Raw genomic sequence first — 22,147 nt, 5'->3', positions numbered from 1 at the left:
CTGCACATGAGTACTTCGAATACCCCGGCGGCCCCGGGCAAGATCGCGGCCAACATCGTTCACGAGGCCATCGACGAGCGTCAGTACGTGCGCACCCGCATGCACGCCCGGGTGCGCCTGTCCGGCGCCGGACGCGAACCGTTCGAGGCCGACCTTGCCGATATCTCGCTGGGTGGCATCGGCCTGCTGTACGAGGCGCCACTGACCGTCGGCGCGCTGTACGACGCCTCGATCCAGCTGCGTCTGAACCAGGTGGACCTGTCGATCGACGGCAAGGTGCGCATCGTCTCCCAGCGCGGCAAGGAGGTCGGCGCGCAGTTCGTCGACCTCGACGCGCAAAAGCGCGACATCCTGCGCTACCTGATCAGCGCTTATCTGTCGGGCGAAGTCGCAGACATCAATGGCCTGTTCAACGTGATGCAGCGCGAGAACTACATCAAGGCGCGCAAACACCAGCAGGCCAGCGCCCGCACCCCGGCCGAGCGCCTCAAGGCCGTGGCCGGCACCGCGCTTTACGCCGCCGCCGGCCTGGCCGCCCTGGGCTTCGTTGGCTACAAGGGCTACCTGCTGTTCTTCCGCATCCCGGCGCTGCAGGCCACGGTCGCCGGCAATGCCCAGGTCATCAGCATGCCGGACAACGGCTACGTGAAGTACCTGCTGCCGGACGGCGCCAGCGAGGTGCAGGCCGGCCAGCCGCTGGCGAACATCTCCACCCAGTTGGCCACCAGCTTCACCAGCCCGGCGGACATGAAGGCCCTGGCCGACCTCGCCCCGGGCGACCTGCAGGCGCTGCTGGGCCGCGCCAGCGTCGAGACGGTGATCAACAGCCCGTGCGACTGCCAGGTCTGGTACCCGTCGCCGCCGCTGAACGGCTATGGCTACAAGGCCGCGCCGATGATGCACCTGCTGCCGAAGAACGAGGGCTTGTTCGTGCGCGCCAACGTGCCGTTCGACAAGCTCGCCGATGTCGGCCGCGTGCGCTCGGTGGACATGCAGGTGTTCGGCCTCGACCAGCACTTCAGCGGCACCGTGGTCGACGCCCGCTCCGACGAGCTGAACCACAACCTGGCGCTGACCATCCAGCCGGACAGCCCACTGCCGGCGGCGGCCTACCAGAAGGCCGTGGCGGTCGACCTGTACCTGGGCCTGCCGTTCGGCAACGGCAACTGAGGGCCGCTCATGAACGCCAAGAACGCCCCGCGCCTGTTGCTGGCCGGTCTCGGCCTGGCCTGGGCCGGCAGCGGCTGGGCCGGGCAGAGCCTGGAGCAGATCCGCTACGCGCTGTACAAGGACCCAAGCGCCGACGTCACGAGCGACCTGCGCGCCCTCGCCGAGCGTGGCGACCTGGCCTCCAAGCAGCTGCTCGGCGATGTGCTGGCCAACAGCGACAGTGCCAACCGCCAGGACATCGTGAGCCTGTACCAGGAGGCCTTCGCCGATGGCCACGGCCAGATCCCGGCGCTGGCCTCGCTGGCACGCCTGCTCGACCGCACCCCGCGCCTGCAGCGCAGCCACGAGGCGTGGGTGCGTCAGGCCCTGGCCCGCTACCCCAACGACCGTGATCCGCGCAGCACCAGCACCAGCCTGGAGGTGTTCCTGGTCTATCCGCAGCTGTTTCCCGGCGAGCGCGCCGCCGAACTGCTGGCGCTGTACGAACAGAGCTGCCTGCTCAACTGCCGCCCCGAGCTATACCGCGCCGTGGTCGCCGAGCGCCAGGGCGACCGAGCCGCCGCCGAGCGCTGGTACCAGCAGGCGGCACGCATCGACCCGCGCGGCATCGAGCGCTACTACCGCTTCCTCGGCGAGCGCCAGGACCCGGCCTTCCTCGCCTTCGCCCGCAGCCTGGAGCCAGAGATGGCCAGTCTGCCGGTGGAGGTGGTGCAGCGCATCGGCGCGCTGCTGGACAGCATCCACGGCACCACCCGCGCCGAGCTGGATGCCGAGCGCGAGCAGCGCCAGAGTCGCGCCATGGGCCCCAAGGTCGAGCCGACGCCCGAGCAACTGGCCCGCGACAAGGCCGACGACCAGCTGCGCGCCGACGGCATCGCCGAGGCCCAGCGCTGGCTGGACAACGCCGTCGCCCGCGGCTACCTGCCGGCGCAGGTGTCCAAGGCCAACTTCATGATTTCCAACCCCACCGAGCACAACGCCGAGCAGGCCCAGGCGCTGATCGCCCAGGTGCGGGCCAAGGACCCGACCCGGGCCAAGGCGCTGGACGCGGCGTTCTACATGGTCAACAACTGGCTGACCCTGGATCCGCAAAAGTCCCAGGCGCTGATCGACGAACTGATCGCCGCCCATTACCCCGACGCGCAACTGCTGCTGGGCGACCTGTACAGCAAGGGCGGCCTCGACCAGCCCGACCAGGAACGCGCCCTGGCCATCTGGCAGCGACAGGCCGAACAGGGCTCGACCGCGGCCTGGTACCGCATGGCCACTGTGCACCTGCGCGGCCGGGCCATCTGCCACGACCCGGTCAAGGCCTACACCTACGCCCGCATCGCCCTAGACCTGGGCGAGACCCGTGCCCGTGGCCTGATCAAGCGGTTGGACAAGACCTTGCCCAAGGATGACATCGAGCGCGCCCTGGCCGCGCGCAACGATCTGTTGAAGGAGGCCACCCTGTGAAAGCCCATCCACCCCTGCTCGGCGCCCTGCTCGCCCTGGCGCCCCTGACAGTGCTGGCGGGCGAGGAAGTCACCGGCCCCGAGGCCGACAGCAGCGCGCCGGTGCGCGTCGCGACCGTTGACGGCAGCGAGCCGGTGATCACCTCGGAGTTCTTCAACAAGCTCACCGTGCAGACCGGCTACGGGCCTCAGGACGCCCAGGTCGGCCGCGAGCGCGAAAGCTTCTACAGCCTGCGCTACGAGCCGTCGTTCGCCTGGTACTCGCCGGAAAAACGCTGGGCCAGATGGATGGTCTACGGCCGCCTGTGGCTGAACTACGACTCCAGCCAGTCGAGCAACCTGGCCAACGAGTCGACCAACAACAATGAACGCGAGCAACCCGAGGGCTGGTACGCCGAGCTGCGCGAGCTGTACGTCAAGCGCAACCTGATCGGCGATGACCCGCGTTTTTCGCTGTCGTTCGGTCGCCAGCGCTTCTACGACGACTACGGTATCTGGTGGGACGACAGCCTGGAGTCGCTGCGCTTCAACTACCAGGACACCTTCAGCGATGCCTTCGTCGCGGTCGGACAGAAATTTCGCAACTACAACACCGACGTCAATTCGCTGGCCGCAAGCGAAGCGCGCACGCTGTACCTGATGGGCCAGTACGCCTATCGCTGGAGCCCGAACAACCAGGTCGGCATGCGCCTGATGCAGGAGAACGACCGCAGCGGCCACGACGTCGACGACCGCTACGACTTCAAGGGTTGGCGCTACGGGTTGTTCTTCAAGGGCGACAACCTGCCGCTGGCCAGCGACTACCACCTGGAACTGGCGGCACTGGACGGCACGATGGACAACACCGCCGGCAACGGCGTCACCAGCACCGGCCACGGCAGCCGCGGCTGGGCAGCGCTGGGCGAGGTCGGCAAGCGTTTCGAGACCTTGCCCTGGACCCCGCGCGTGGCCCTGCGCGGCGGCCTGACCGACAAGCCGGACGACGACAACGACGGCTTTCGGCTCAACCCGATCCAGTCCGACCGCATCACCCGCCAGGGCTCGTACAGCACGCGCCTGGCCAGCTCGTTCGTCGCCCTCGACCTGCGCAACCTGAGCTACTACGGCTTGGCCCTGGAGACCCGGCCCACGGCGCGCAGCGCCCTGGACCTGCGGGTGACCCAGCTCAACCTGCGCGATGAAGGCGGCGCCCTGCCGATCCGCATGGCCGCCGATGCCCGCGCCCGGCGCCAGAGCGAACTGAACGCCGGCCTGCATGGCAAGGGCGACAACGTCGGCCAGATGATCGACCTCAACTACTACTGGAAGATGTTCCCGGTAGCCCTCGACGGCAAGCACCTGGACGTCAACACCCTGGTCAGCGCCAGCTACCTCAACGCAGGCAGCGCGCTGGACAGCGGCGACGACTACCAGCTGAGTGTCGGCGTGGTGATCAGCTACTAAGGACCGGCCAGCATGATCTTCGCCTCCAACGTCTTCCTGTTCCTCTACCTGCCGCTGTTCCTGGCCACCTACTACCTGGCCCGGCCGCAGTGGCGCTCGCTGGTGATCGTCGCCGCCAGCTACGTGTTCTACGCCTGGTGGCGCCCGGACTTTTTGCTGCTGTTCGTCGCCATCACCGCCTGGAACTACGGCTTCGGCCTGCTCATCAAGGCGCGCCTGGACGCCGGCGACAAACGCCGCGCGCTACGCCTGCTGTGGCTCGGCGTGGCCGGCAACCTGGCCACGCTCGGCTACTTCAAGTACGCCAACTTTGGCGCCGAGGTGCTGGCCCTGCTGCTGGCGCCGCTGGGCATCAACACCTGGACCCTGGAGAACATCTTCCTGCCCCTGGGTATCTCGTTCTACGTGTTCCATGCCCTGAGCTACATCGTCGACATCTACCGCAAGGATGCCACGCCCACCCGTAGCTTCATCGACTTCGCCGCCTTCGTCGCGCTGTTCCCGCACCTGGTGGCGGGGCCGATCCTGCGCTACAGCCAGCTCGCCCCGCAGCTGCGCCAGCGCAGCCACTCGCTTGAGCTGTTCTCGCTGGGGGTGTGCCGTTTCATGCTCGGCTTCATCATGAAGGTGCTGATCGCCGACCGCCTGGCGCCGATCAACGTGCTGTTCGTCGGCGAAGGCACCCTGCAGTTCAGCGATGCCTGGTTCGGCCTGGTGGTCTCGACCCTGCAGCTGTACTTCGACTTCGCCGGCTACAGCCACATGGCCCTGGGCCTGGCGCTGATGATGGGGTTCCGCTTCCCGGAAAACTTCAACCAGCCCTATGTGTCGCAGAGCATCACCGAGTTCTGGTCGCGCTGGCACATGACCCTGGCGCATTTCTTGCGCGACTACGTGTACCTGCCGCTGGTACGCAAGCGCGTGGCCGGCGCCCTGCCGGCGCTGGTGTGGACCATGCTGCTGTCGGGCCTGTGGCACGGGGCCAGTTTCGCCTTCATCTGCTGGGGGCTTTTCTTCGGCATCGGCATGGTGCTGGAACGCAGGTTCAACCTCGCGACCAAGGTCACCACGCCCTATCACCTGGGTCGCAACCTGCGCACCGCGCTGCTGATCATCCTGAGCATGCCGCTGTTCTTCACCATGGACCTGCGCCACAGCCTGCAGATCTACCAGGCGCTGCTGGGCTTCAACGGTTTCGGTTCGCTGGAGCTCTACGTGCTCGGCGCCTCGAAGATGGCCATGGCCTTCGCCCTGGTGGCGGTCGCCTGGCTGATCCTGGCCGGGATCAACAACGTGCGCTTCTACGCCGGCAACAAGGAAGGCTACTTCATGCGTCACGTCGGCGTGCTGCACAGCCTGCTGCTGTGGGGCGGCTTCCTGCTGGCGCTGAGCAGCCTGGCGGCCAGTTCGTTCTCGCCGTTCCTGTATTTCCAGTTCTAGGAGAGTGCCATGTACCCGGTGATGAATTCGGCCGGCAAGGCCAACGGTGTGGTCTTCGCCCTGGCGCTGGCGGCGATGTTCGTCTATTCGCTGCCGCCGGTGCTGAGCTTCGCCCGCGCCCAGACCGACAGCTGGAACCTGTTTGTCGATGGCAAGCTGCTGCGCAAGTTCGAACAGGTCTACGACAAGCGCCTGTTCCTGCGCGCACCTTCACAGCGGCTGTGGGCCGACGCCCAGTTCCAGCTGTTCGGCGAAGGCACCAAGGGCGTGGTGCTGGGCAAGGACGGCTGGCTCTACACCAACCAGGAATACCGCGTGCCCAACGACCTGGACGCCAGCCTGGCGAGCCAGCTGGAGCAAATCGTCAAAGTCCAGAGGCAACTGGCCGAGCACGGCAAGCACCTGGTGCTGCTGCCGCTGCCGATGAAGCTGGATATCTACGCCAGACACGCCGAGCGCGCCTTCGATCCGCGGGTGCACAGCCTCTACGACCGCTTCGTCGCCGACCTGCAGCTACGCCGGCTGGACGTGGTGCCACTGCGCGACGCCTACCTGCGCCACCTGGCCGGCCCACGGCTGTTCCTCAAGTCCGACACCCACTGGAGCCCGGACGGCGCGCGCCTGTCGGCCTATGAACTGGCCCGCCAGCGCCCGCAGCTGCTCGGCGACCAGGTGTACGTCTCGCACAAGGCCGGTGACAAGACGGTCAAGGGCGACCTGATGAACTACCTGCAGTTCGACCATGCGCGCCTGGCGCCGCAGTTCGGCCCCACCCCGATCGAGCTGTACGAGACCCTCCAGGCCGAACAGGACAGCGACGCGCTGTTCGCCGAACAGTCGCAAAGCCTGCTGCTGGTGGGCACCAGCTACAGCAAGATCGACGACTGGAACTTCGTCGGGTTCCTCAAGGAGGCGCTCAACCGCGACCTGCTGTCCATCGCCGTGGAGGCCCGCGGGCCGTTCGAGGCGATGAACCAGTTCCTCGCCGGCGACCAGTTGCAGAACCCGCAGATCGATACCGTGGTCTGGGAGTTCCCCCTGCGCACCCTGTTGGCCCATCGTCCCGGCGCGCTGACCCGCAGCGGCCAGCCCGGGCATTTCTGACGTCCCTAGGAGAACCTGATGAAGCTTTCACCCCTGTTCACCGCCCTGGCGCTGGCCGCCGCCAGCCACACTGCCCTGGCCGCCGAAGGCAACGCCGACCTGTACGACGCCGTGGCCCCGGCCGATTCGGCGTTCGTGCGCGTACTCAACCTGTCCGACAGCAATGTCGAGGTGGCCCTGAGCGGCAAGCTCAACCCGCAGAAGGTCGCCCCCGGTCAGCTCAGCGGCTACCGCTTCGTGCCGGCCGGCGTGCACAGGATCGGCATCGGCGCCAAGGCCATCGAACCGAACCTGGCGGCCAACGCCGCCAGCACCGTGGTCTATGACGGCAAGCAGTTGCAGTTGATCGCCGACCAGTACGTCAACGAGCCGAAGAAGGCCCAGGTGGCCTTCTACAACCTGACGCCAGCCCAGGCCACGCTGCGCACCGCCGACGGCAAGCACGAGGTGGTCAAGGCCCTGGCCAGTGGCCAGACCGGCGCGCGCATGGTCAACGAGATCAAGATCGACTTCGCCGCCTATGTCGGCGACCAGGAAGTGGCCAGCTTCGACGAGCTGTTCCTCAAGAAGGGCCGCTCGTACAGCTATGTGCTGCTGCCAGGCAACCGCAGCCTGAGCCTGGCCAACAGCATCGACCCGACCGAGTGACGCCGTGCCGCACGCAAGGATGACTGGCCCATGAACACCCTCCTCCCCCTCGGCCTTGCGGCCACCCTGGCCCTGCTCGGCACGCAGGCAAAGGCCGCCGAGCCCGCCCGGCCCGGCTGCGAAAACCTGCAGTGCATGGTCTGCCCGGCCCTGGCCGAACCGCAGCACTATGCCGAAGGGCGCATGAAGCTGATGCGCCAGATCGTCCCCGGCAAGGAGCGCTGGCTGTTCCGCTCGATGGTCGACCTGACCAATGACTTCGGCATTCCCGCGCCCATGCGCCCGGAGTTCGCCCGACTGATGAACGCGTTCCACCGCCAGGGCATCCAGGTGGCCATGGCGATCCAGCCGACCCGCGGCCTGATGCACCGCGACAAGCTCTACCCCGATCAACTGCACGGATTCGACTACCCGCGCGCCAGCCGCAACCTAGACAGCTACCTGGGGCAACTCCGTCAGGCCGGTGCGGTGGTGGCGCCGATGATGCAGTTGGTGCGCCAGCCACCCCAGGCTGAGTACTTCTTCCGCCGCGACCACCACTGGACGCCGAGCGGCGCCGAGGCGACGGCCAAACTGATGGCCGAAGAGATCCGCCGCCAGCCGTTCTACGACAGCCTGACCAAAAAGCGCTACAGCACCGAGCCCGGCGTGATGGTGCCCAAGGACGGCACCCTGAACCTGGCCCTGAGCTACATCTGCGGCAACAACTACGGTTTCCAGTACGTGCGCGGCTACCAGACCGTGCCGCTGACCGACAGCAGCGACGCCCTGTTCGACGAGGCGCCCGACCCCGAGGTGATCCTGGTCGGCGACAGCAACGCCGCGGCTCGCGAGGACGAGAGCAAGCAGTTCAACTTCGACGGCTACCTGAAACAGTACCTGGAGGCGGATGTCCTCAACTACGCCCTGCCCGGCGTGGGCGAGGACGGCTCGCTGCTGGAGTACCTGCTGTCCGCCGACTACAAGCCCGAGGCGCCGCCCAAGCTGATCGTCTGGGAACTGCCGGCCAACTACCGCCTGGATTCGCCGTTGATGTACCGCCAGTTGGTGCCGGCGATACACGGCGGCTGCAAGGCGTCCAGGGAAATCCTTGGCACGAAATTGCAGCGTCCGCCACTCAAGGTCGGCGAGCGCATAGAGTTGCTGAGCAATGCTGGCGGCGCCCGGCAGGCCGTGTCCAAGGGCTTTCTCGATATCCGCCTGAGCGACAGGAGCGTCAAGGACTTCTACATCATCGTCTATTACGACAATGGCGCCCGCGACAAGGTGTGGTTCCGCCGCGAGGCGGCCGTAAGCGGCGGCCAGTACTACCTGGAACTGAGCAAGGCCCCCGAGTTCGCCGGCGCCAACCTGCTTTCGGTGTTCCTCGAACCGACCAAGGCCGGCACCGCCGCCACCGATGTGGAGACCCGCCTGTGCCTGTGAAACCGGCCCCTGGGGTGCTCCTGCTACTTGCAATCGCCCTGCTGCCCCTCCCCACCCACGCAGCTCAATCGATCTGGCCCGCCCGCGCCACCGCGCAATCGGCCATGATCGGCGACTACCGCACCCTCACCTGCAGCAAGGCGCCGCCACCGCCCTACACCGCCAGCCTGCACCTGCAAAGCAAGTACGACCCGCGCGACGCCAGCAAGTCCACCCTGCGCGCCAGCCCCGATGCCGACAGCGAGCGCGTCGCCCGGCAGCTCAAGCAGTTCGTCGGCGGCCTGATCCAGGCCGGCAAGCGCTTCCAGAACGCCAGCAAGCCGCAGCAGGCCAACATGGCCCTGGCCTGCCAGGACCAGTGGCTGGAGCACTGGGCGCAAGCGGGCGCCCTGCTCGACCCGGACGCCAGCAACACCGGCATGGCCGCGCGCAAGTGGGCCCTGGCGGCCATGGCCGGCGCGGTGCTGCTGACCCAGGCGGCAGCCGACGGCAAGGTGCCGCTCAGCCCCGCGCAACGACGCTGGTTCAACCAGCTCGGCGAGCAGGTGATCCGCGAATACGACCCGCGCCGCCAGTCCACCACGGTCTACTTCAACAACCACGACTACTGGGCCGCCTGGGCGGTGGCCGCCGCCGGCATGCTGGTGGACCGCGACGACTTCATCCGCTGGGCCGACGGCAACCTGCGCCGGGGCCTGGCCCAGGCCGTGCGCAGTGGCGACCAGGCCTACCTGCCGCTGGAAGTGGCGCGCAGCAAGCTGGCCGCCAACTACAGCCAGTACGCCCTTGTGCCGCTGGTGCTTCTTGGCGAGTCGGCCCGGGCCAACGGCCTGGCCTGGAGCGAGGACGACCAACGCACCCTCGACCAGCTGGCCACCTTCGCCGCCCGCAGCGTGCTCGCCCCGGACTCCCTGCCCCAGCTCAAGGGCCAGCACCAGGCCGACGTCGCACCCTACAAGCTGGCCTGGCTGATCCCGTTCCTGGCCCGTCGACCCGAGCATGCCCTCGCCCGCCAGCTCTACGACAGCGAGGACGGCGAAGTGGACAACTACAGCCAGATCGGCGGCCCGCTCAAGCCGGCCTACCCCAACCTGCCTTGATCAAGGACGCTCCCATGGCACCGTTCAGCCGCTTTTCTTTCACCTGCCTGGCCGCCCTGCTGCTGGCGACCACCGCGCGGGCCGCGCCGGTGATGGACACATTGCCCCAGGCGCAGCACCAGCAGCAGCTGGAGCAACTGCGCCACCAGACCCGTCAGGCGGTGACCTTCGAGCAGGCGCGCCGCCCGCCACCTGCGGGCCGCGCCAGCGTCAGCCTGCAGCCGATGTTCTCGTCCCAGGCCGGCAGCTGGCCGTTCGAGCCGTTCGTCAACAACGGCCTGTTCCGCGCCATCGCCGGCTACCAGGCGCATCACCCCCAGGCCGTGGTGCTGCGCGGTGGCAGCATCACCTTGGCGCAGCTGCACGATGCGCTGCACGACCCACGGGTGCTCAAGCGCTACAAGGACGGCTACCTGCTGAGCTACCCGTTGATGATCGGCGCCGATGCGGGGCTGCGGCTGGAGGGCACGCGCCTCTACCTGTACAGCTTCTCCGGTACCGCACTGATCAACCAGGGCTGGCTGGGGCTGAACCAATCGACGCTGGAAAGCGTCGCCGGCGACAAGCCCGGCAACACCGACCGTGCCTGGCGGCCCTTCGTGGTGGCCTGGGCTGGCAGCCATACCGAGGTGATCGGCTCGACGCTCAAGCGCCTGGGCTACAACGCCAACCTGTCCCGCGGCCTGAGCACCGCGCTCAGCACCCAGCAGGCGGCCAGTACGCGTCCCGCCACGCTGCTGGTGGAAGCCAGCCATTTCAGCGAGCTGTCCAGCGCGGTGGAGCTGCAGCACAGCCAGGCGACCATCATCGACAGCCGTTTCGAAGGCTCGCAGCAGTATGCCATCGACACCCGCGACAGCCAGCTGAGCCTGCGTGGCAACCAGTTGCGCGGCGTCGACAACAACAGCGGCGTGCGCCTGCGTGGCCAGACCCGGGCATTGATCGAAAACAACCTGATCCTCGGCGCCGCCAAGGCCGCCATCGAGATCAGCGACCAGCACGGCACCGTGCTGCTGGCCGGCAATCGCATCGGCGACAGCCGTGGGCATGGCATCCAGCTGCGCGACCTCGCGCCGACGGCCGAAGCCCCGTTGCTGATCGACGACAACCTGCTGGCCAGCAGCCAGGGCAGCGCGGTGGATGCCAGCGAGGTCACGGGCCTGACGCTGGTGGGTAACCGGATCGGCAATACGCCGGAGTACGCCATCAGCCTGCGCAACGCCACGCCGCAGCCCGGGCCGCTGGTGATCAGCGGCAATCGCCTGGGGCAGGTGGGTAAGGCCGTGGTGCGGGTCGAGGGGGTGCGCGAGGTCGAGTTGGGGGGCAATCGCTTCGATGGCAAGGCACTGCTGCAGAACCTGCTGGCCGGCGACCTGCTGGCGTTGCAGGGGCCGGTGCTGGAGGCAATGCTGGTACAGGAACAGATGATCAGGGTGCGCCAGGACTGAAATACACGTCCCCCCTGCAGGAGCGGCCTTGTGTCGCGCAAGGGGCGCGGAGCGGCCACAGGACTTCAGCGTAAAAGCAAAGATCGCCGGGGCCGCGTTGCGGCCCTCTCGCGACGCAAGGCCGCTCACAGGAATCGTGTCAGGGCACCGGGCGCTGCATCCGCACGAAACACTCGTCCATCCCGACCTCGACGAACCCTCGGCGCTGATACAGGCGCCGCGCCGGGTTGCTGCTGAATACCATCAGCCGCAGCCACGGCAACCGGCGCTGTAGAGTCCAGCCAGCCAACTGCTCCAGCACCCAGCCGCCCACGCCCCGGCCACGATGCTCGGGCAGCAGATGCAGCTCGCGGATATACAGCGCCTGGCGGTCCTGGCTGAGGCTGCAAAAGCCCAGCACCCGATCGTCCTCGACCACCAGCCACTGTTCGCGCCAGCCCCAGGCTTCATCGAAGGCTTCCTCGATCCACAACAGGTCGAATTCGCGGTAATACGGCAGCATGGCGCGGCGCGTGAGGTCACGGGCAAACGTGAGGTGTTCGTCGGTCGCAGGGATCAGTTCAAGGGGCATAACACACCGGCGAACTGGCCGGCCCACGGCGCTCCAGTTCGTCCTCAAGCCACCGGGCCAGCACCTGGGCGTTGTTGTGCTCGGAGTCCTTGCCGGCGTACAGCAAGGTCAGGTCGCCTTTGCCGGCCAGGTCCAGCAGCGGATACCAGTGCTCGGGGTGGGCGGCCAACTCCTGCTGGTAGCGCTGGGTGAAACCGGCAAAGTCGAGCTCGCCGGCGTGAAACGCCTTGCGCAGTGCGTCGGACGGCGCCACTTCACGCAGCCACTGCCCGTGCAGGTCCTCCTTGCGTTTGTTGCGCGGCCAAAGACGATCGACCAGCACGCGTTGGCCATCCCCGCCCTCGAGCGCCTCGTAGACGCGTTTACAGCGAATCATGCAGCACTCCTGCGACATCGTTCCCCAGACAGCCTAGGGCCTTCATTGATCGAGGTCACGCCCTGGTAACGAATTGTTTCTATGCTGAAGACCTTCGGCACCACCGCCCGACGCCAACCGGAGCCCTCATGGCAACCCCGTCCCTGGCCAGCCAGTCCGACCTGACCCTGCCCAGCCCGCGCCCTCACCTTGCCCACAAACCCGGACGCGCCACCCTCACCCTGTTCTTCGGCCTGCTGCTGGCCGGCCTGGCCTACACCTTCTGGAGCCTGAAGCAGGATGTCAGCGCCAGCGGCACCGTGGTCACCACCGTCACCCCCTTCCTGCTGCTGGGCCTGGCCCTGCTGATCGCCCTGGGCTTCGAGTTCGTCAACGGCTTCCACGACACCGCCAATGCCGTGGCCACGGTGATCTACACCCATTCGCTGCCGGCGCCGGTGGCGGTGGTCTGGTCGGGGTTGTGCAATTTCCTCGGCGTGCTGCTCTCCAGCGGCGCGGTGGCCTTCGGCATCATCGCCCTGCTGCCGGTGGAGCTGATTCTGCAGGTCGGCTCGTCGACCGGCTTCGCCATGGTCTTTGCCCTGCTGCTGGCGGCGATCATCTGGAACCTCGGCACCTGGTGGCTGGGCCTGCCAGCGTCGTCCTCGCACACCCTGATCGGCTCGATCATCGGCGTGGGCGTGGCCAACGCGCTGATGCACGGGCGCGACGGCACCAGCGGCGTGGACTGGACCCAGGCCAGCAAGGTCGGCTACGCCCTGCTGTTCTCGCCGCTGATCGGCTTCGCCTGCGCCGCCCTGCTGCTGCTCGCCCTGCGCGCGCTGGTCAAGCGCCGCGAACTGTACCAGGCGCCAGAAGGCCAGACGCCGCCGCCCTGGTGGATCCGCGGCGTGCTGATCCTCACCTGCACTGGCGTGTCGTTCGCCCACGGCTCCAACGATGGCCAGAAAGGCATGGGCCTGATCATGCTGATCTTGGTCGGCACCCTGCCGATGGCCTATGCGCTGAACAAGACCATGCCCAACGAGCAGGCCCTGCAGTTCTCGGCGGTCGCCGAGGTCACCCGCCAGGCCTTGGTGCGCGCAGTACCGTCCCCTGCCCCGGCCGATCCACGCCAGGTCCTGACCACGTTCATCGGCGAGCCCAAGGCCAGTGCCGAGCTGATCCCGGCGCTGGCCGCGCTGACCGGCATGATTGGCGAGGAAGTCAAAGGCTACGGCTCGCTCAAGCGCGTGCCGGCCGAGGCCATGGCCAACGTGCGCAACGACATGTACCTGACCAGCGAGGCCATCCGCCTGATCGACAAGCACCAACTGGCCCGCTACGACGCCGATACCCGCCGCCATGTGCAACTGTTCAAGCGCCAATTGGACGACGCAACCCGCTATATCCCGCTGTGGGTCAAGGTGGCGGTGGCCATCGCCCTGGGCCTGGGCACCATGGTCGGCTGGCGGCGCATCGTGGTGACGGTGGGCGAGAAGATCGGCAAGACCCACCTGAGCTATGCCCAGGGCGCTTCGGCCGAGGTGGTGGCGATGTGTACCATCGGCGCCGCGGACCTGTTCGGCCTGCCGGTGTCGACCACTCACGTGCTGAGTTCAGGCGTGGCCGGGAGCATGGTGGCCAATGGCTCGGGGATTCAACGCAAGACGCTGGTCAACCTGCTGATGGCCTGGGTATTGACGTTGCCGGCTGCAATGTTGCTGGCGGGTTGCTTGTACTGGTTGCTGAACCAGATCCTCTGAGGACTCGCGACGGGGGCGCCTTGCGCCCCCAGCAAGGTTATTCCGGGATCTTCAGGCCACGCTGTACAGCCGGGCGTTCAAGGAACTTCGCCAACACCCGCTGTACTTCCGTGAAATCATCGAACCCCACCAGCTCGCGCGCGTTGTAGCGCTCCACCAGGTTGCGCACCCAGGGGAAGATGGCGATATCGGCGATGCTGTACGCATCGACCATCCACTCCCGCCCCTGCAGGTGCCGGTCGAGCACGCCCAGCAGGCGCTTGGACTCATTGACGTAGCGATCCCGGGGCCGCTTGTCCTCGTACGCCTTGCCGGCGAAGAAGTGAAAGAACCCCACCTGGCCGAACATCGGCCCGATGCCGCCCATCTGGAACATCAGCCACTGCAAGGTCTGGTAGCGCTGGGCAGGGTCCTGGCTGAGCAACTGCCCGCTCTTCTCGGCCAGGTACTGCAGGATCGCCCCGGACTCGAACAACGGCAGCGGCTGGCCACCAGGGCCATCGGGGTCGAGGATTGCCGGAATCTTGTTGTTGGCGCTCAGGGAGATGAACTCGGGGCTCAGCTGGTCGTCGTTGTCGAAACTGATCTTGTGCACCTCGTAAGGCAGGCCGATCTCTTCGAGCATGATCGAGACCTTGACGCCGTTGGGCGTGGCCAGCGAATACAGCTGCAGGCGCTCGGGATGCCGGGCCGGCCATTTGCGGATGATGGGGAATACGGAAAGATCGGTCATGTTCGCGCCCTGAAGGTTGAGGGACTCAATTTAAAGACTGTCGGGCGTCCTGACCATCACCCAGTCTCGGTGTCGCTCGTCACCGCAGGGAAAGATCGCCTCGCCCACCTTGCGAAAGCCATTGCGCCCGTAGAACCGGATGGCCCTGGCGTTGAGTTCGTTGACGGTCAGGCGGACCGGGCCACGGGTATGGGCCAGGATAGCCTCGAGCAGTGACTGCGCGGCACCCGTGCCGTGGGCGGCGGGCAGCACATAGCAACGGGAAATCTCCACCAGATGATCGGCCGCGGCGATCCCCAGCTCACCGGGCGCCAGGTCGAGCATGCTGTAGCCCAGCACCTGGCCGCCCTCCTCGACCACCAGCAGGCGCTTGTGCGGGTGGCGCAGGTGCGCCTGGAAATGCTCGGGCTGCAGGTTGTGGGCGATGTAGTGCCGCTGCGCCGCCGGAGCGCTGTCGGGCGGACTGGCCAGGGCGAAGGTGGCCTGGCCGATGTGGCTCAGGGCTGTACAGTCATTGCTGCGGGCCTGGCGGATCTGGTAGGGCATGGCAACATCCTGTCGGGCATCCGGATCTCCCTCGACAATGCCAGCCCCTCCCAACCGGCGCAAGGTTCAGGCGTCGCCGTGGGCCTGCCGCTTGAGCTTCTCGGTATCGACCCGTACGAACACTGAATCGGCGGTAACGGTCAGCACATCCCCGGCCCAGACCTCGCAGATCACCCGGCTCTTGCGCCCTACCTCACCCTCGACCCGTGCCTTGAGCAGCAGCTCGACGCCCATCGGGGTGGGTTTGAGGTAGGTCAGGCTCAGTTGGCCGGTAACACAGTCGATACGCGGCAGGCTGCCGGGCTCGCGGCCTTCGGCGCGGTAGTGGTGGGCCATGGCGGTCCAGTTGGAATGGCAATCGACCAGCATGGCCAGCAGGCCGCCGTAGACCAGGCCGGGCCAGCCGATGAAGGTCGGGTCGGGGGAATGACGGCACAGCAGGTGGACGCCGTCGTCATCCCAGTGACTCTGCACATGCAGGCCGCTGGGGTGGGAGCACCCGCAACCGTAGCATGTGCCATCAGGGGCGGCGAGTTGTTGCAGGGAGGGGGCTTGTTCGGTCATACGCGTCCTTGGCTTGTTGGTATTGGGAAGGAGGCTGACTGCCGATGGTAGCCCCATGCTTCCCGGCCGCCAAATGGAGGGGGCCGCCATATGCCCCCTGAGCGTATCAGGCCGCCTGCCACGCCGAGCCCCGCTTGCGCCGCTGGGTCAGCGAAACCAGCAGGATGAACAGGGTCACCCCCGCGGTCATCAGTGTTTCATAGCGGTAGGCATCGCTGAACAGCATGTAGCCCAGCACCATGACGATGGTGCCGATCACCAGCCAGGTCAGCCACGGGAACAGCCACATCTTCAGCTCCGGCGTGCGCCCCTCGCGCTCGGCACGGGCCCGCATGCGCAGTTGCGACACGGCGATCACCAGGTACACCAGCAAGGCGATGGCGCCGGTGGTAGATAGCAGGAACCCGAACACCTTGCCGGGAAACACGTAGTTGACCAGGCAGCCGGCAAAGCCCGCCAGGGTCGAGAGAACGACCGCCACGGTGGGCACGCCCGCGCCGGAGATCCGCCTGGTCATAAGCAGTGCCTGGCCACGGGCCCCCAGCGAGTAGAGCATGCGCGAGGCGGTGTACAGCCCTGAGTTCATGCAACTGGTGACCGCCACCAGCACGACGATGTCGACCAGCAGCTTGGCGCCGGGCACGTTGAGCACTTCCAGCACCCGCTGGAACGAGCCCACCGCCTTGAGCCCCGGATCGTTCCAGGCCACCAGCGACACCACCAGGAAGATCGACGCCAGGTAGAAAATGGCGATGCGGTACACCACCAGGTTGGTGGCGCGGCGGATCTTGTCCTTGGGGTTGGCTGTCTCGTCGGCGGCGATGGTGACGATCTCGGCGCCGAAGAACGAGAAGATGGTGATCAGCACGCCGCCGAGCACGGTGCCGAAGCCATTGGGCATGAAGCCGCCGGCGTCCCACAGGCGACTGACGCCGGAGACGTCGGCCAGTGGCCAGACGCCGAACACCGCCAGGCTGCAGACCACGATGAAGGCAATGATGGCCAGTACCTTGACCAGGGCGAACCAGTACTCGAACGCGCCGAAGTTCTTCACGCTGACCAGGTTGGTGCCCGACAGCACGATCATGATCAGGAAGGCGAACAGCCAGGACGGCACCTGCGGGAAGTAGGCATGGAGGATATCCGCGCCAGCGATGGCCTCGACCGGGATGATCAGCACCCAGAACCACCAGTACAGCCAGCCGATGGTGAAGCCGGCCCAGGGGCCGATGGCTTCGCTGGCGTAGGTGGAGAACGAGCCGCTGTTGGGGTTGGCGATGGCCATTTCACCGAGCATGCGCATCACCAGCAGCACCAGCAGGCCGGTCATGGCGTAGGAGATGAGAATAGCCGGGCCGGCGGTGGCGATGGCGTTGGATGAGCCAATGAAAAGGCCGGCGCCGATGATGCCGGCAATAGAGATCATCGATACCTGACGTGAAGTCAGGCCATGCTGCAAGGACCGCTGTTTTTTGTTGTCTGGCGATGCCATGGAGAACCCTCGAGTGGGTCGGCCGCAACGAAGGCGGCTGAAAGTGGCGGCAGCGTTCCTGTGGGGGCGGGCATGCCGGCAAGGGCATCGGCACGCGTCTCCCACACGTCTCGGACTTGTTGCGGGAATTGGCTACCGGCGTATTTTTGTATTGATGGACCTGTCGGTTGCCAGGGTCCAGCCAGGCCAGTATTCATCTCCAGGCAGGTCACAACAAACGACCTTTTCGCAAAACATCATTCCAACTAGGAATCAATACGCTTCACATCCTGCTCAGAATCTTCTGTCATGAAGCTTGCAGAGAGAGCCTTCAGACATCAGGAATTAAACGAATGAGAGCAATCGAATAATTCGTTTGCGCCACAGATTCCCGACGCGCTTGGATACGACCTGACTCGAACAACAGGCCGCGTGCAGATGAATCAGGAAAATATCAGCCAGTCCATCGCCATCGTTCACCCGATCACCCTTTCCCATGGACGCAACGCCGAAGTCTGGGACACCGCCGGCAAACGCTACATCGACTTCGTCGGCGGCATCGGCGTGCTCAACCTGGGCCACTGTAACCCGGCGGTGGTCGAGGCGATCCAGCAGCAGGCCGCGCGCCTGACCCACTATGCCTTCAACGCCGCGCCCCACGGTCCGTACCTGGAACTGATGGAGCGCCTGTGCCAGTTCGTCCCGGTCAGCTATCCGCTGACGGGCATGCTGACCAACAGCGGCGCGGAAGCGGCGGAAAACGCCCTCAAGGTCGCCCGCGGCGCCACCGGCAAACGGGCCATCGTCGCCTTCGACGGCGGTTTCCACGGCCGTACCCTGGCCACCCTCAACCTCAACGGCAAGGTCGCCCCGTACAAGCAGCGCGTGGGCGAACTGCCCGGCCCGGTCTATCACCTGCCCTACCCCAGTCCGGACACCGGGGTGAGCTGCGAGCAGGCGCTCCAGGCTATGGAGCGCCTGTTCAGCGTGGAGCTGGCGGTGGAGGACGTGGCCGCGTTCATCTTCGAGCCGGTGCAGGGCGAAGGCGGTTTCCTCGCCCTCGACCCCGCCTTCGCCCAGGCCCTGCGCCGCTTCTGCGACGAGCATGGGATCCTGATCATTATCGATGAGATTCAGTCCGGCTTCGGTCGCACCGGCCAGCGCTTCGCCTTCCCACGGCTGGGTATCGAACCGGACCTTCTGCTGCTGGCCAAGAGCATCGCCGGCGGCATGCCGCTGGGCGCAGTGGTCGGGCGACAGGCGATCATGGGCGCGCTGCCCAAGGGCGGGCTGGGCGGCACCTACTCGGGCAACCCGATCGCCTGCGCGGCGGCGCTGGCGAGCCTGGCGCAGATGACCGACGCGAATATCGCCACCTGGGGCGAACGGCAGGAACAGGCCATCGTGGCGCGTCACGCGCGCTGGAAAGCGTCGGGAAGGTGCGCCGCGCTCGGTCGCCTGACCGGTACAGGGGCCATGCGCGGGCTGGAGATGGTCAACCCGGACGGCAGCCCGGCGCCGACGCAACTGGCCAAGGTGCTCGAGGCGGCGCGTGGCAAAGGCCTGTTGCTGATGCCCAGCGGCAAGGCGCGGCATATCATCCGCCTGCTGGCACCGCTGACCATCGAGCCCGAGGTGCTCGAGGAAGGGCTGGATATCCTCGAGCAGTGCCTCATGGAGCTGGGCTGAGGGTTACAGGCCCAGCTCTTCAGGGGTGGGCATGTCGCATTCGAAGGCGATCCAGCCGCCTTCGAGCTCGGCGTGGCCGTTGACGATCGGGCCGTAGTAACTCAGGCCGTTCTCCAAGGTGACGCAGATGTGCGTGGCGCCTTTTTCCGGTGCCCCGAGGGTACCGACGAAATGCACTTTCTTCAGCACCTCGGTCACCGCCTCAAGGCCCACGCGCATGCTGGTGTTCTCCGAGGCCTCGGTATCGCCCCCACGGTCTTCGGCGCTGATGGTCACGGTGGCGGTGTACGGGTACTTGGTACTCAAGCGGGGTTACCTCAACAGGTGTATTAGGCGTATGGGCGCGTAGAGTACGGCAGGCGTTCCCGGTTGTCTCTACCGACCTCATCGCGGGGCAAGCCCGCTCCCACGCTGGCCATCGAGCATGGCCTCCCCTGCCCCGATCTGTTAGGGTGCCCGCCGATGCACGCCATACCACGCGAGGATACCGAGTGAGCGCCGAACAACCCCTGATCGCCGACCTGTTCGAGGTCGACAAACGCCTGACCCTCAAGCCCGTCGTGGACTTCAACGCCTACCTGCGCAACGCTTTCGGCGACGGCCCCTGCCGCTGCCACCGCTGCGTCGAGGGCAGTGGCGACGAAAGCGGCTACGAACACCGTCACAGCTTCGAGCTGGAAGGCCGCACCCTGCACAGGCGCTTCGCCAGCACCGCCGGCAGCGACGTGCTGATGGTGCTGAAAAAAGCCTGGTTGTCGTACACCAAGGCCGAGCTGATCACCGTCGGCGTACTAGACATGACCACCCTCAAGTCATTCACCGAAGCCGCCCTGCACGAACGCCTGCTGGCCCTGCTGCCGGCCAGCGGCCTGGCCCGCGAAAGCGAAGGCCAGTGGCAGTTGCAGGTGCTCGCCGACTGACGGTCGCCCCGGCAGGATTCTCCCGCTCTGCTACCTTGGGAGAATCCTCACCCACAGGTGACCGACCATGGCCCGCACGACCCCCATCGAGCTGTACCGCAACATCGGTATCGTTGCCCACGTGGATGCCGGCAAGACCACCACCACCGAGCGGATCCTGTTCTACACCGGGGTCAACCACAAGATGGGCGAGGTGCACGACGGCGCCGCGACCATGGACTGGATGGCCCAGGAGCAGGAGCGCGGCATCACCATCACCTCGGCGGCCACCACGGCCTTCTGGCAAGGCTCGACCAAGCAGTTCGAGCACAAGTACCGCTTCAACATCATCGACACCCCCGGCCACGTCGACTTCACCATCGAGGTCGAGCGCTCGCTGCGCGTGCTCGATGGCGCGGTGGTGGTGTTCAGCGGCGCCGACGGCGTCGAGCCGCAATCCGAGACCGTATGGCGCCAGGCCAACAAGTACCATGTGCCGCGCCTGGCCTACATCAACAAGATGGACCGCCAGGGCGCGGATTTTCTGCGGGTGGTGAAGCAGATTGACCAGCGCCTGGGCCACCATCCGGTGCCGATCCAGCTGGCCATCGGCAGCGAGGAAAACTTCATCGGCCAGATCGACCTGGTGAAGATGAAGGCCATCTACTGGAACGACGCCGACCAGGGCACCAGCTACCGCGAAGAAGCCATTCCCGCCGAACTGCAGGATCTGGCCGACGAATGGCGTGCCCATATGATCGAGGCTGCGGCCGATGCCAACGAAGAGCTGACCCTGAAATTCCTCGAAGGCGAAGAATTCACCACCGAGGAAATCAAGGCCGCCCTGCGCCAGCGCACCATCGCCAACGAGATCGTGCCGACCATCCTCGGCTCATCGTTCAAGAACAAGGGCGTGCCGCTGATGCTCGACGCCGTGATCGACTACCTGCCCGCCCCCAGCGAGATCCCGGCGATCAAGGGCACCGACCCGGACGACGAGGAAAAACACCTGGAGCGCCACGCCGACGACAACGAGCCGTTCTCGGCCCTGGCCTTCAAGATCGCCACCGACCCGTTCGTCGGCACCCTGACCTTCGCCCGGGTGTATTCCGGCGTGCTCAGCTCCGGCAACGCCGTGCTCAACTCGGTCAAGGGCAAGAAGGAACGCATCGGCCGCATGGTGCAGATGCACGCCAACCAGCGCGCCGAGATCAAGGACGTGTGCGCCGGCGACATCGCCGCGCTGATCGGCATGAAGGACGTCACCACCGGCGACACCCTGTGCGACATGGACAAGCCGATCATCCTCGAACGCATGGACTTCCCCGACCCGGTGATCTCTGTGGCGGTGGAGCCCAAGACCAAGGGCGACCAGGAGAAGATGGGCATCGCCCTGGGCAAGCTGGCCCAGGAGGACCCGTCGTTCCGGGTCAAGACCGACGAGGAGACCGGCCAGACCATCATCTCCGGCATGGGCGAGCTGCACCTGGACATCATCGTCGATCGCATGCGCCGCGAGTTCAACGTCGAGGCCAATATCGGCAAGCCGCAGGTGGCCTACCGCGAGAAGATCCGCAACACCTGCGAGATCGAAGGCCGCTTCGTCCGCCAGTCCGGCGGGCGTGGCCAGTATGGGCATTGCTGGATCCGCTTCGCCCCGGGCGACGAAGGCAAGGAAGGCCTGGAGTTCATCAACGAAGTCGTCGGCGGCGTGGTGCCACGCGAGTACATCCCGGCGATCCAGAAAGGCATCGAGGAGCAGATGAAGAACGGCGTACTTGCCGGCTATCCGCTGATCAACCTCAAGGCGGCGGTGTATGACGGCTCGTACCACGACGTCGACTCCAACGAGATGGCCTACAAGATCGCCGCGTCCATGGCCACCAAGCAGTTGTCGCAGAAAGGCGGCGCGGTGCTGCTGGAGCCGGTGATGAAGGTCGAGGTGGTGACCCCCGAGGAGTACCAGGGCGACATCCTCGGCGACCTGAGCCGGCGCCGGGGGATGATCCAGGATGGCGACGAGACCCCGGCCGGCAAGGTGATCCGTGCCGAGGTACCGCTGGGCGAGATGTTCGGCTACGCCACCTCGATGCGCTCGATGACCCAGGGGCGGGCCAGTTTCTCGATGGAGTTCACCCGCTATGCCGAGGCGCCGGCGAGCATTGCCGATGCCATCGTGAAGAAGAATCGCGGGGAAGCCTGAAACTTCGCGGTGGAGCCTGTCTAGTCCTGAAATAGGTTTACACCTGTTCAGGTAGGCCGACAGGCCTCAAAACGCCTGATGCACCGCATCGGGCGTTTTGTTTTTCAGGGCCATA

Annotated in this window: 20 protein-coding genes; 13 read left to right on the top strand and 7 right to left on the bottom strand. The window is 66.3% G+C overall.

Going from position 1 to position 22,147, the window contains the following annotated elements; all coding sequences use genetic code 11:
* Window positions 1-6: 6 nt before the first annotated feature.
* Genes AC25M7_RS24965 through AC25M7_RS24925 form a run of 9 tightly spaced genes read left to right on the top strand, consistent with a single transcriptional unit; the run spans window position 7 to window position 11,235 of the window.
* Entirely contained in the window at window positions 7-1,170 is a 1,164-nt protein-coding gene (locus tag AC25M7_RS24965; RefSeq protein ID WP_486971598.1) for a PilZ domain-containing protein, read from the top strand.
* A 9-nt stretch (window positions 1,171-1,179) separates the two neighbouring features.
* A complete protein-coding gene (locus tag AC25M7_RS24960) occupies window positions 1,180-2,628 on the top strand; it encodes a tetratricopeptide repeat protein (RefSeq protein WP_213883000.1) in 1,449 nt (482 codons plus the stop codon).
* On the top strand, window positions 2,625-4,070 hold the full coding sequence (locus AC25M7_RS24955; RefSeq protein WP_062359416.1) for an alginate export family protein: 1,446 nt from the start codon (window positions 2,625-2,627) through the stop codon (window positions 4,068-4,070). Before AC25M7_RS24960 ends, AC25M7_RS24955 begins: the two co-directional genes overlap by 4 nt.
* A 12-nt stretch (window positions 4,071-4,082) precedes the next feature.
* Complete coding sequence (locus AC25M7_RS24950) at window positions 4,083-5,510, top strand: MBOAT family O-acyltransferase (protein ID WP_307942000.1); 1,428 nt, start codon at window positions 4,083-4,085, stop codon at window positions 5,508-5,510.
* A gap of 9 nt (window positions 5,511-5,519) precedes the next feature.
* A complete protein-coding gene (locus tag AC25M7_RS24945) occupies window positions 5,520-6,614 on the top strand; it encodes an alginate O-acetyltransferase (protein ID WP_207851516.1) in 1,095 nt (364 codons plus the stop codon).
* A gap of 18 nt (window positions 6,615-6,632) precedes the next feature.
* The gene (locus tag AC25M7_RS24940; RefSeq protein WP_028692535.1) at window positions 6,633-7,262 is read left to right on the top strand and encodes an alginate O-acetyltransferase AlgF; all 630 of its coding nucleotides are present in this window, start codon (window positions 6,633-6,635) and stop codon (window positions 7,260-7,262) included.
* Between the two features lie 30 nt (window positions 7,263-7,292).
* Entirely contained in the window at window positions 7,293-8,687 is a 1,395-nt protein-coding gene (locus tag AC25M7_RS24935) for an alginate O-acetyltransferase AlgX-related protein (protein ID WP_062359422.1), read from the top strand.
* Entirely contained in the window at window positions 8,678-9,787 is a 1,110-nt protein-coding gene (locus AC25M7_RS24930) for a polysaccharide lyase (protein ID WP_486971597.1), read from the top strand. Before AC25M7_RS24935 ends, AC25M7_RS24930 begins: the two co-directional genes overlap by 10 nt.
* Before the next feature lie 14 nt (window positions 9,788-9,801).
* Window positions 9,802-11,235, top strand: a complete 1,434-nt coding sequence (locus AC25M7_RS24925) for a right-handed parallel beta-helix repeat-containing protein (protein WP_307942002.1) — start codon at window positions 9,802-9,804, stop codon at window positions 11,233-11,235.
* Between the two features lie 139 nt (window positions 11,236-11,374).
* On the opposite strand, the gene AC25M7_RS24920 is transcribed toward AC25M7_RS24925, so the two are convergent.
* Both AC25M7_RS24920 and AC25M7_RS24915 read right to left on the bottom strand, forming a co-directional pair.
* On the bottom strand, window positions 11,375-11,806 hold the full coding sequence (locus tag AC25M7_RS24920; protein WP_062359424.1) for a GNAT family N-acetyltransferase: 432 nt from the start codon (window positions 11,804-11,806) through the stop codon (window positions 11,375-11,377).
* On the bottom strand, window positions 11,796-12,182 hold the full coding sequence (locus AC25M7_RS24915) for a DUF488 domain-containing protein (protein WP_028692539.1): 387 nt from the start codon (window positions 12,180-12,182) through the stop codon (window positions 11,796-11,798). The genes AC25M7_RS24920 and AC25M7_RS24915 overlap by 11 nt, the downstream gene beginning before the upstream one ends.
* Before the next feature lie 128 nt (window positions 12,183-12,310).
* Between AC25M7_RS24915 and AC25M7_RS24910 the strand changes: the two genes are divergently transcribed.
* The gene (locus AC25M7_RS24910) at window positions 12,311-13,927 is read left to right on the top strand and encodes an inorganic phosphate transporter (protein WP_028692540.1); all 1,617 of its coding nucleotides are present in this window, start codon (window positions 12,311-12,313) and stop codon (window positions 13,925-13,927) included.
* 37 nt (window positions 13,928-13,964) lie between these two features.
* Here the strand turns inward: AC25M7_RS24910 and AC25M7_RS24905 are convergent, their stop codons facing one another.
* The 4 genes from AC25M7_RS24905 to AC25M7_RS24890 form a co-directional block, all read right to left on the bottom strand.
* Complete coding sequence (locus AC25M7_RS24905; RefSeq protein WP_486971596.1) at window positions 13,965-14,660, bottom strand: glutathione S-transferase N-terminal domain-containing protein; 696 nt, start codon at window positions 14,658-14,660, stop codon at window positions 13,965-13,967.
* 30 nt (window positions 14,661-14,690) lie between these two features.
* On the bottom strand, window positions 14,691-15,206 hold the full coding sequence (locus tag AC25M7_RS24900; RefSeq protein WP_028692542.1) for a GNAT family N-acetyltransferase: 516 nt from the start codon (window positions 15,204-15,206) through the stop codon (window positions 14,691-14,693).
* Window positions 15,207-15,272: 66 nt separating this feature from the next.
* On the bottom strand, window positions 15,273-15,770 hold the full coding sequence (locus tag AC25M7_RS24895; RefSeq protein WP_028692543.1) for a PaaI family thioesterase: 498 nt from the start codon (window positions 15,768-15,770) through the stop codon (window positions 15,273-15,275).
* A gap of 106 nt (window positions 15,771-15,876) precedes the next feature.
* A complete protein-coding gene (locus tag AC25M7_RS24890) occupies window positions 15,877-17,262 on the bottom strand; it encodes an amino acid permease (protein ID WP_028692544.1) in 1,386 nt (461 codons plus the stop codon).
* Window positions 17,263-17,679: 417 nt separating this feature from the next.
* Here AC25M7_RS24890 and AC25M7_RS24885 point away from each other — a divergent pair, with 417 nt between their 5' ends.
* The gene (locus AC25M7_RS24885) at window positions 17,680-18,930 is read left to right on the top strand and encodes a 2-aminoadipate transaminase (protein WP_069016339.1); all 1,251 of its coding nucleotides are present in this window, start codon (window positions 17,680-17,682) and stop codon (window positions 18,928-18,930) included.
* 3 nt (window positions 18,931-18,933) lie between these two features.
* Here the strand turns inward: AC25M7_RS24885 and AC25M7_RS24880 are convergent, their stop codons facing one another.
* Entirely contained in the window at window positions 18,934-19,236 is a 303-nt protein-coding gene (locus AC25M7_RS24880) for a hypothetical protein (protein WP_280060421.1), read from the bottom strand.
* Between the two features lie 185 nt (window positions 19,237-19,421).
* Between AC25M7_RS24880 and AC25M7_RS24875 the strand changes: the two genes are divergently transcribed.
* Window positions 19,422-19,850 carry a hypothetical protein gene (locus tag AC25M7_RS24875; RefSeq protein WP_028692547.1) on the top strand — a complete coding sequence of 143 codons (429 nt, stop codon included), beginning with the start codon at window positions 19,422-19,424 and terminating at the stop codon, window positions 19,848-19,850.
* A gap of 67 nt (window positions 19,851-19,917) precedes the next feature.
* The gene (gene fusA, locus AC25M7_RS24870; protein ID WP_028692548.1) at window positions 19,918-22,032 is read left to right on the top strand and encodes an elongation factor G; all 2,115 of its coding nucleotides are present in this window, start codon (window positions 19,918-19,920) and stop codon (window positions 22,030-22,032) included.
* Window positions 22,033-22,147 lie beyond the last annotated feature (115 nt).

The sequence above is a fragment of the Pseudomonas sp. P106(2024) genome (genome assembly GCF_057480815.1).
The sequence above is the reverse complement of the archived record's forward strand: the minus strand, read 5'-3'. Positions and strand labels throughout refer to the sequence as shown.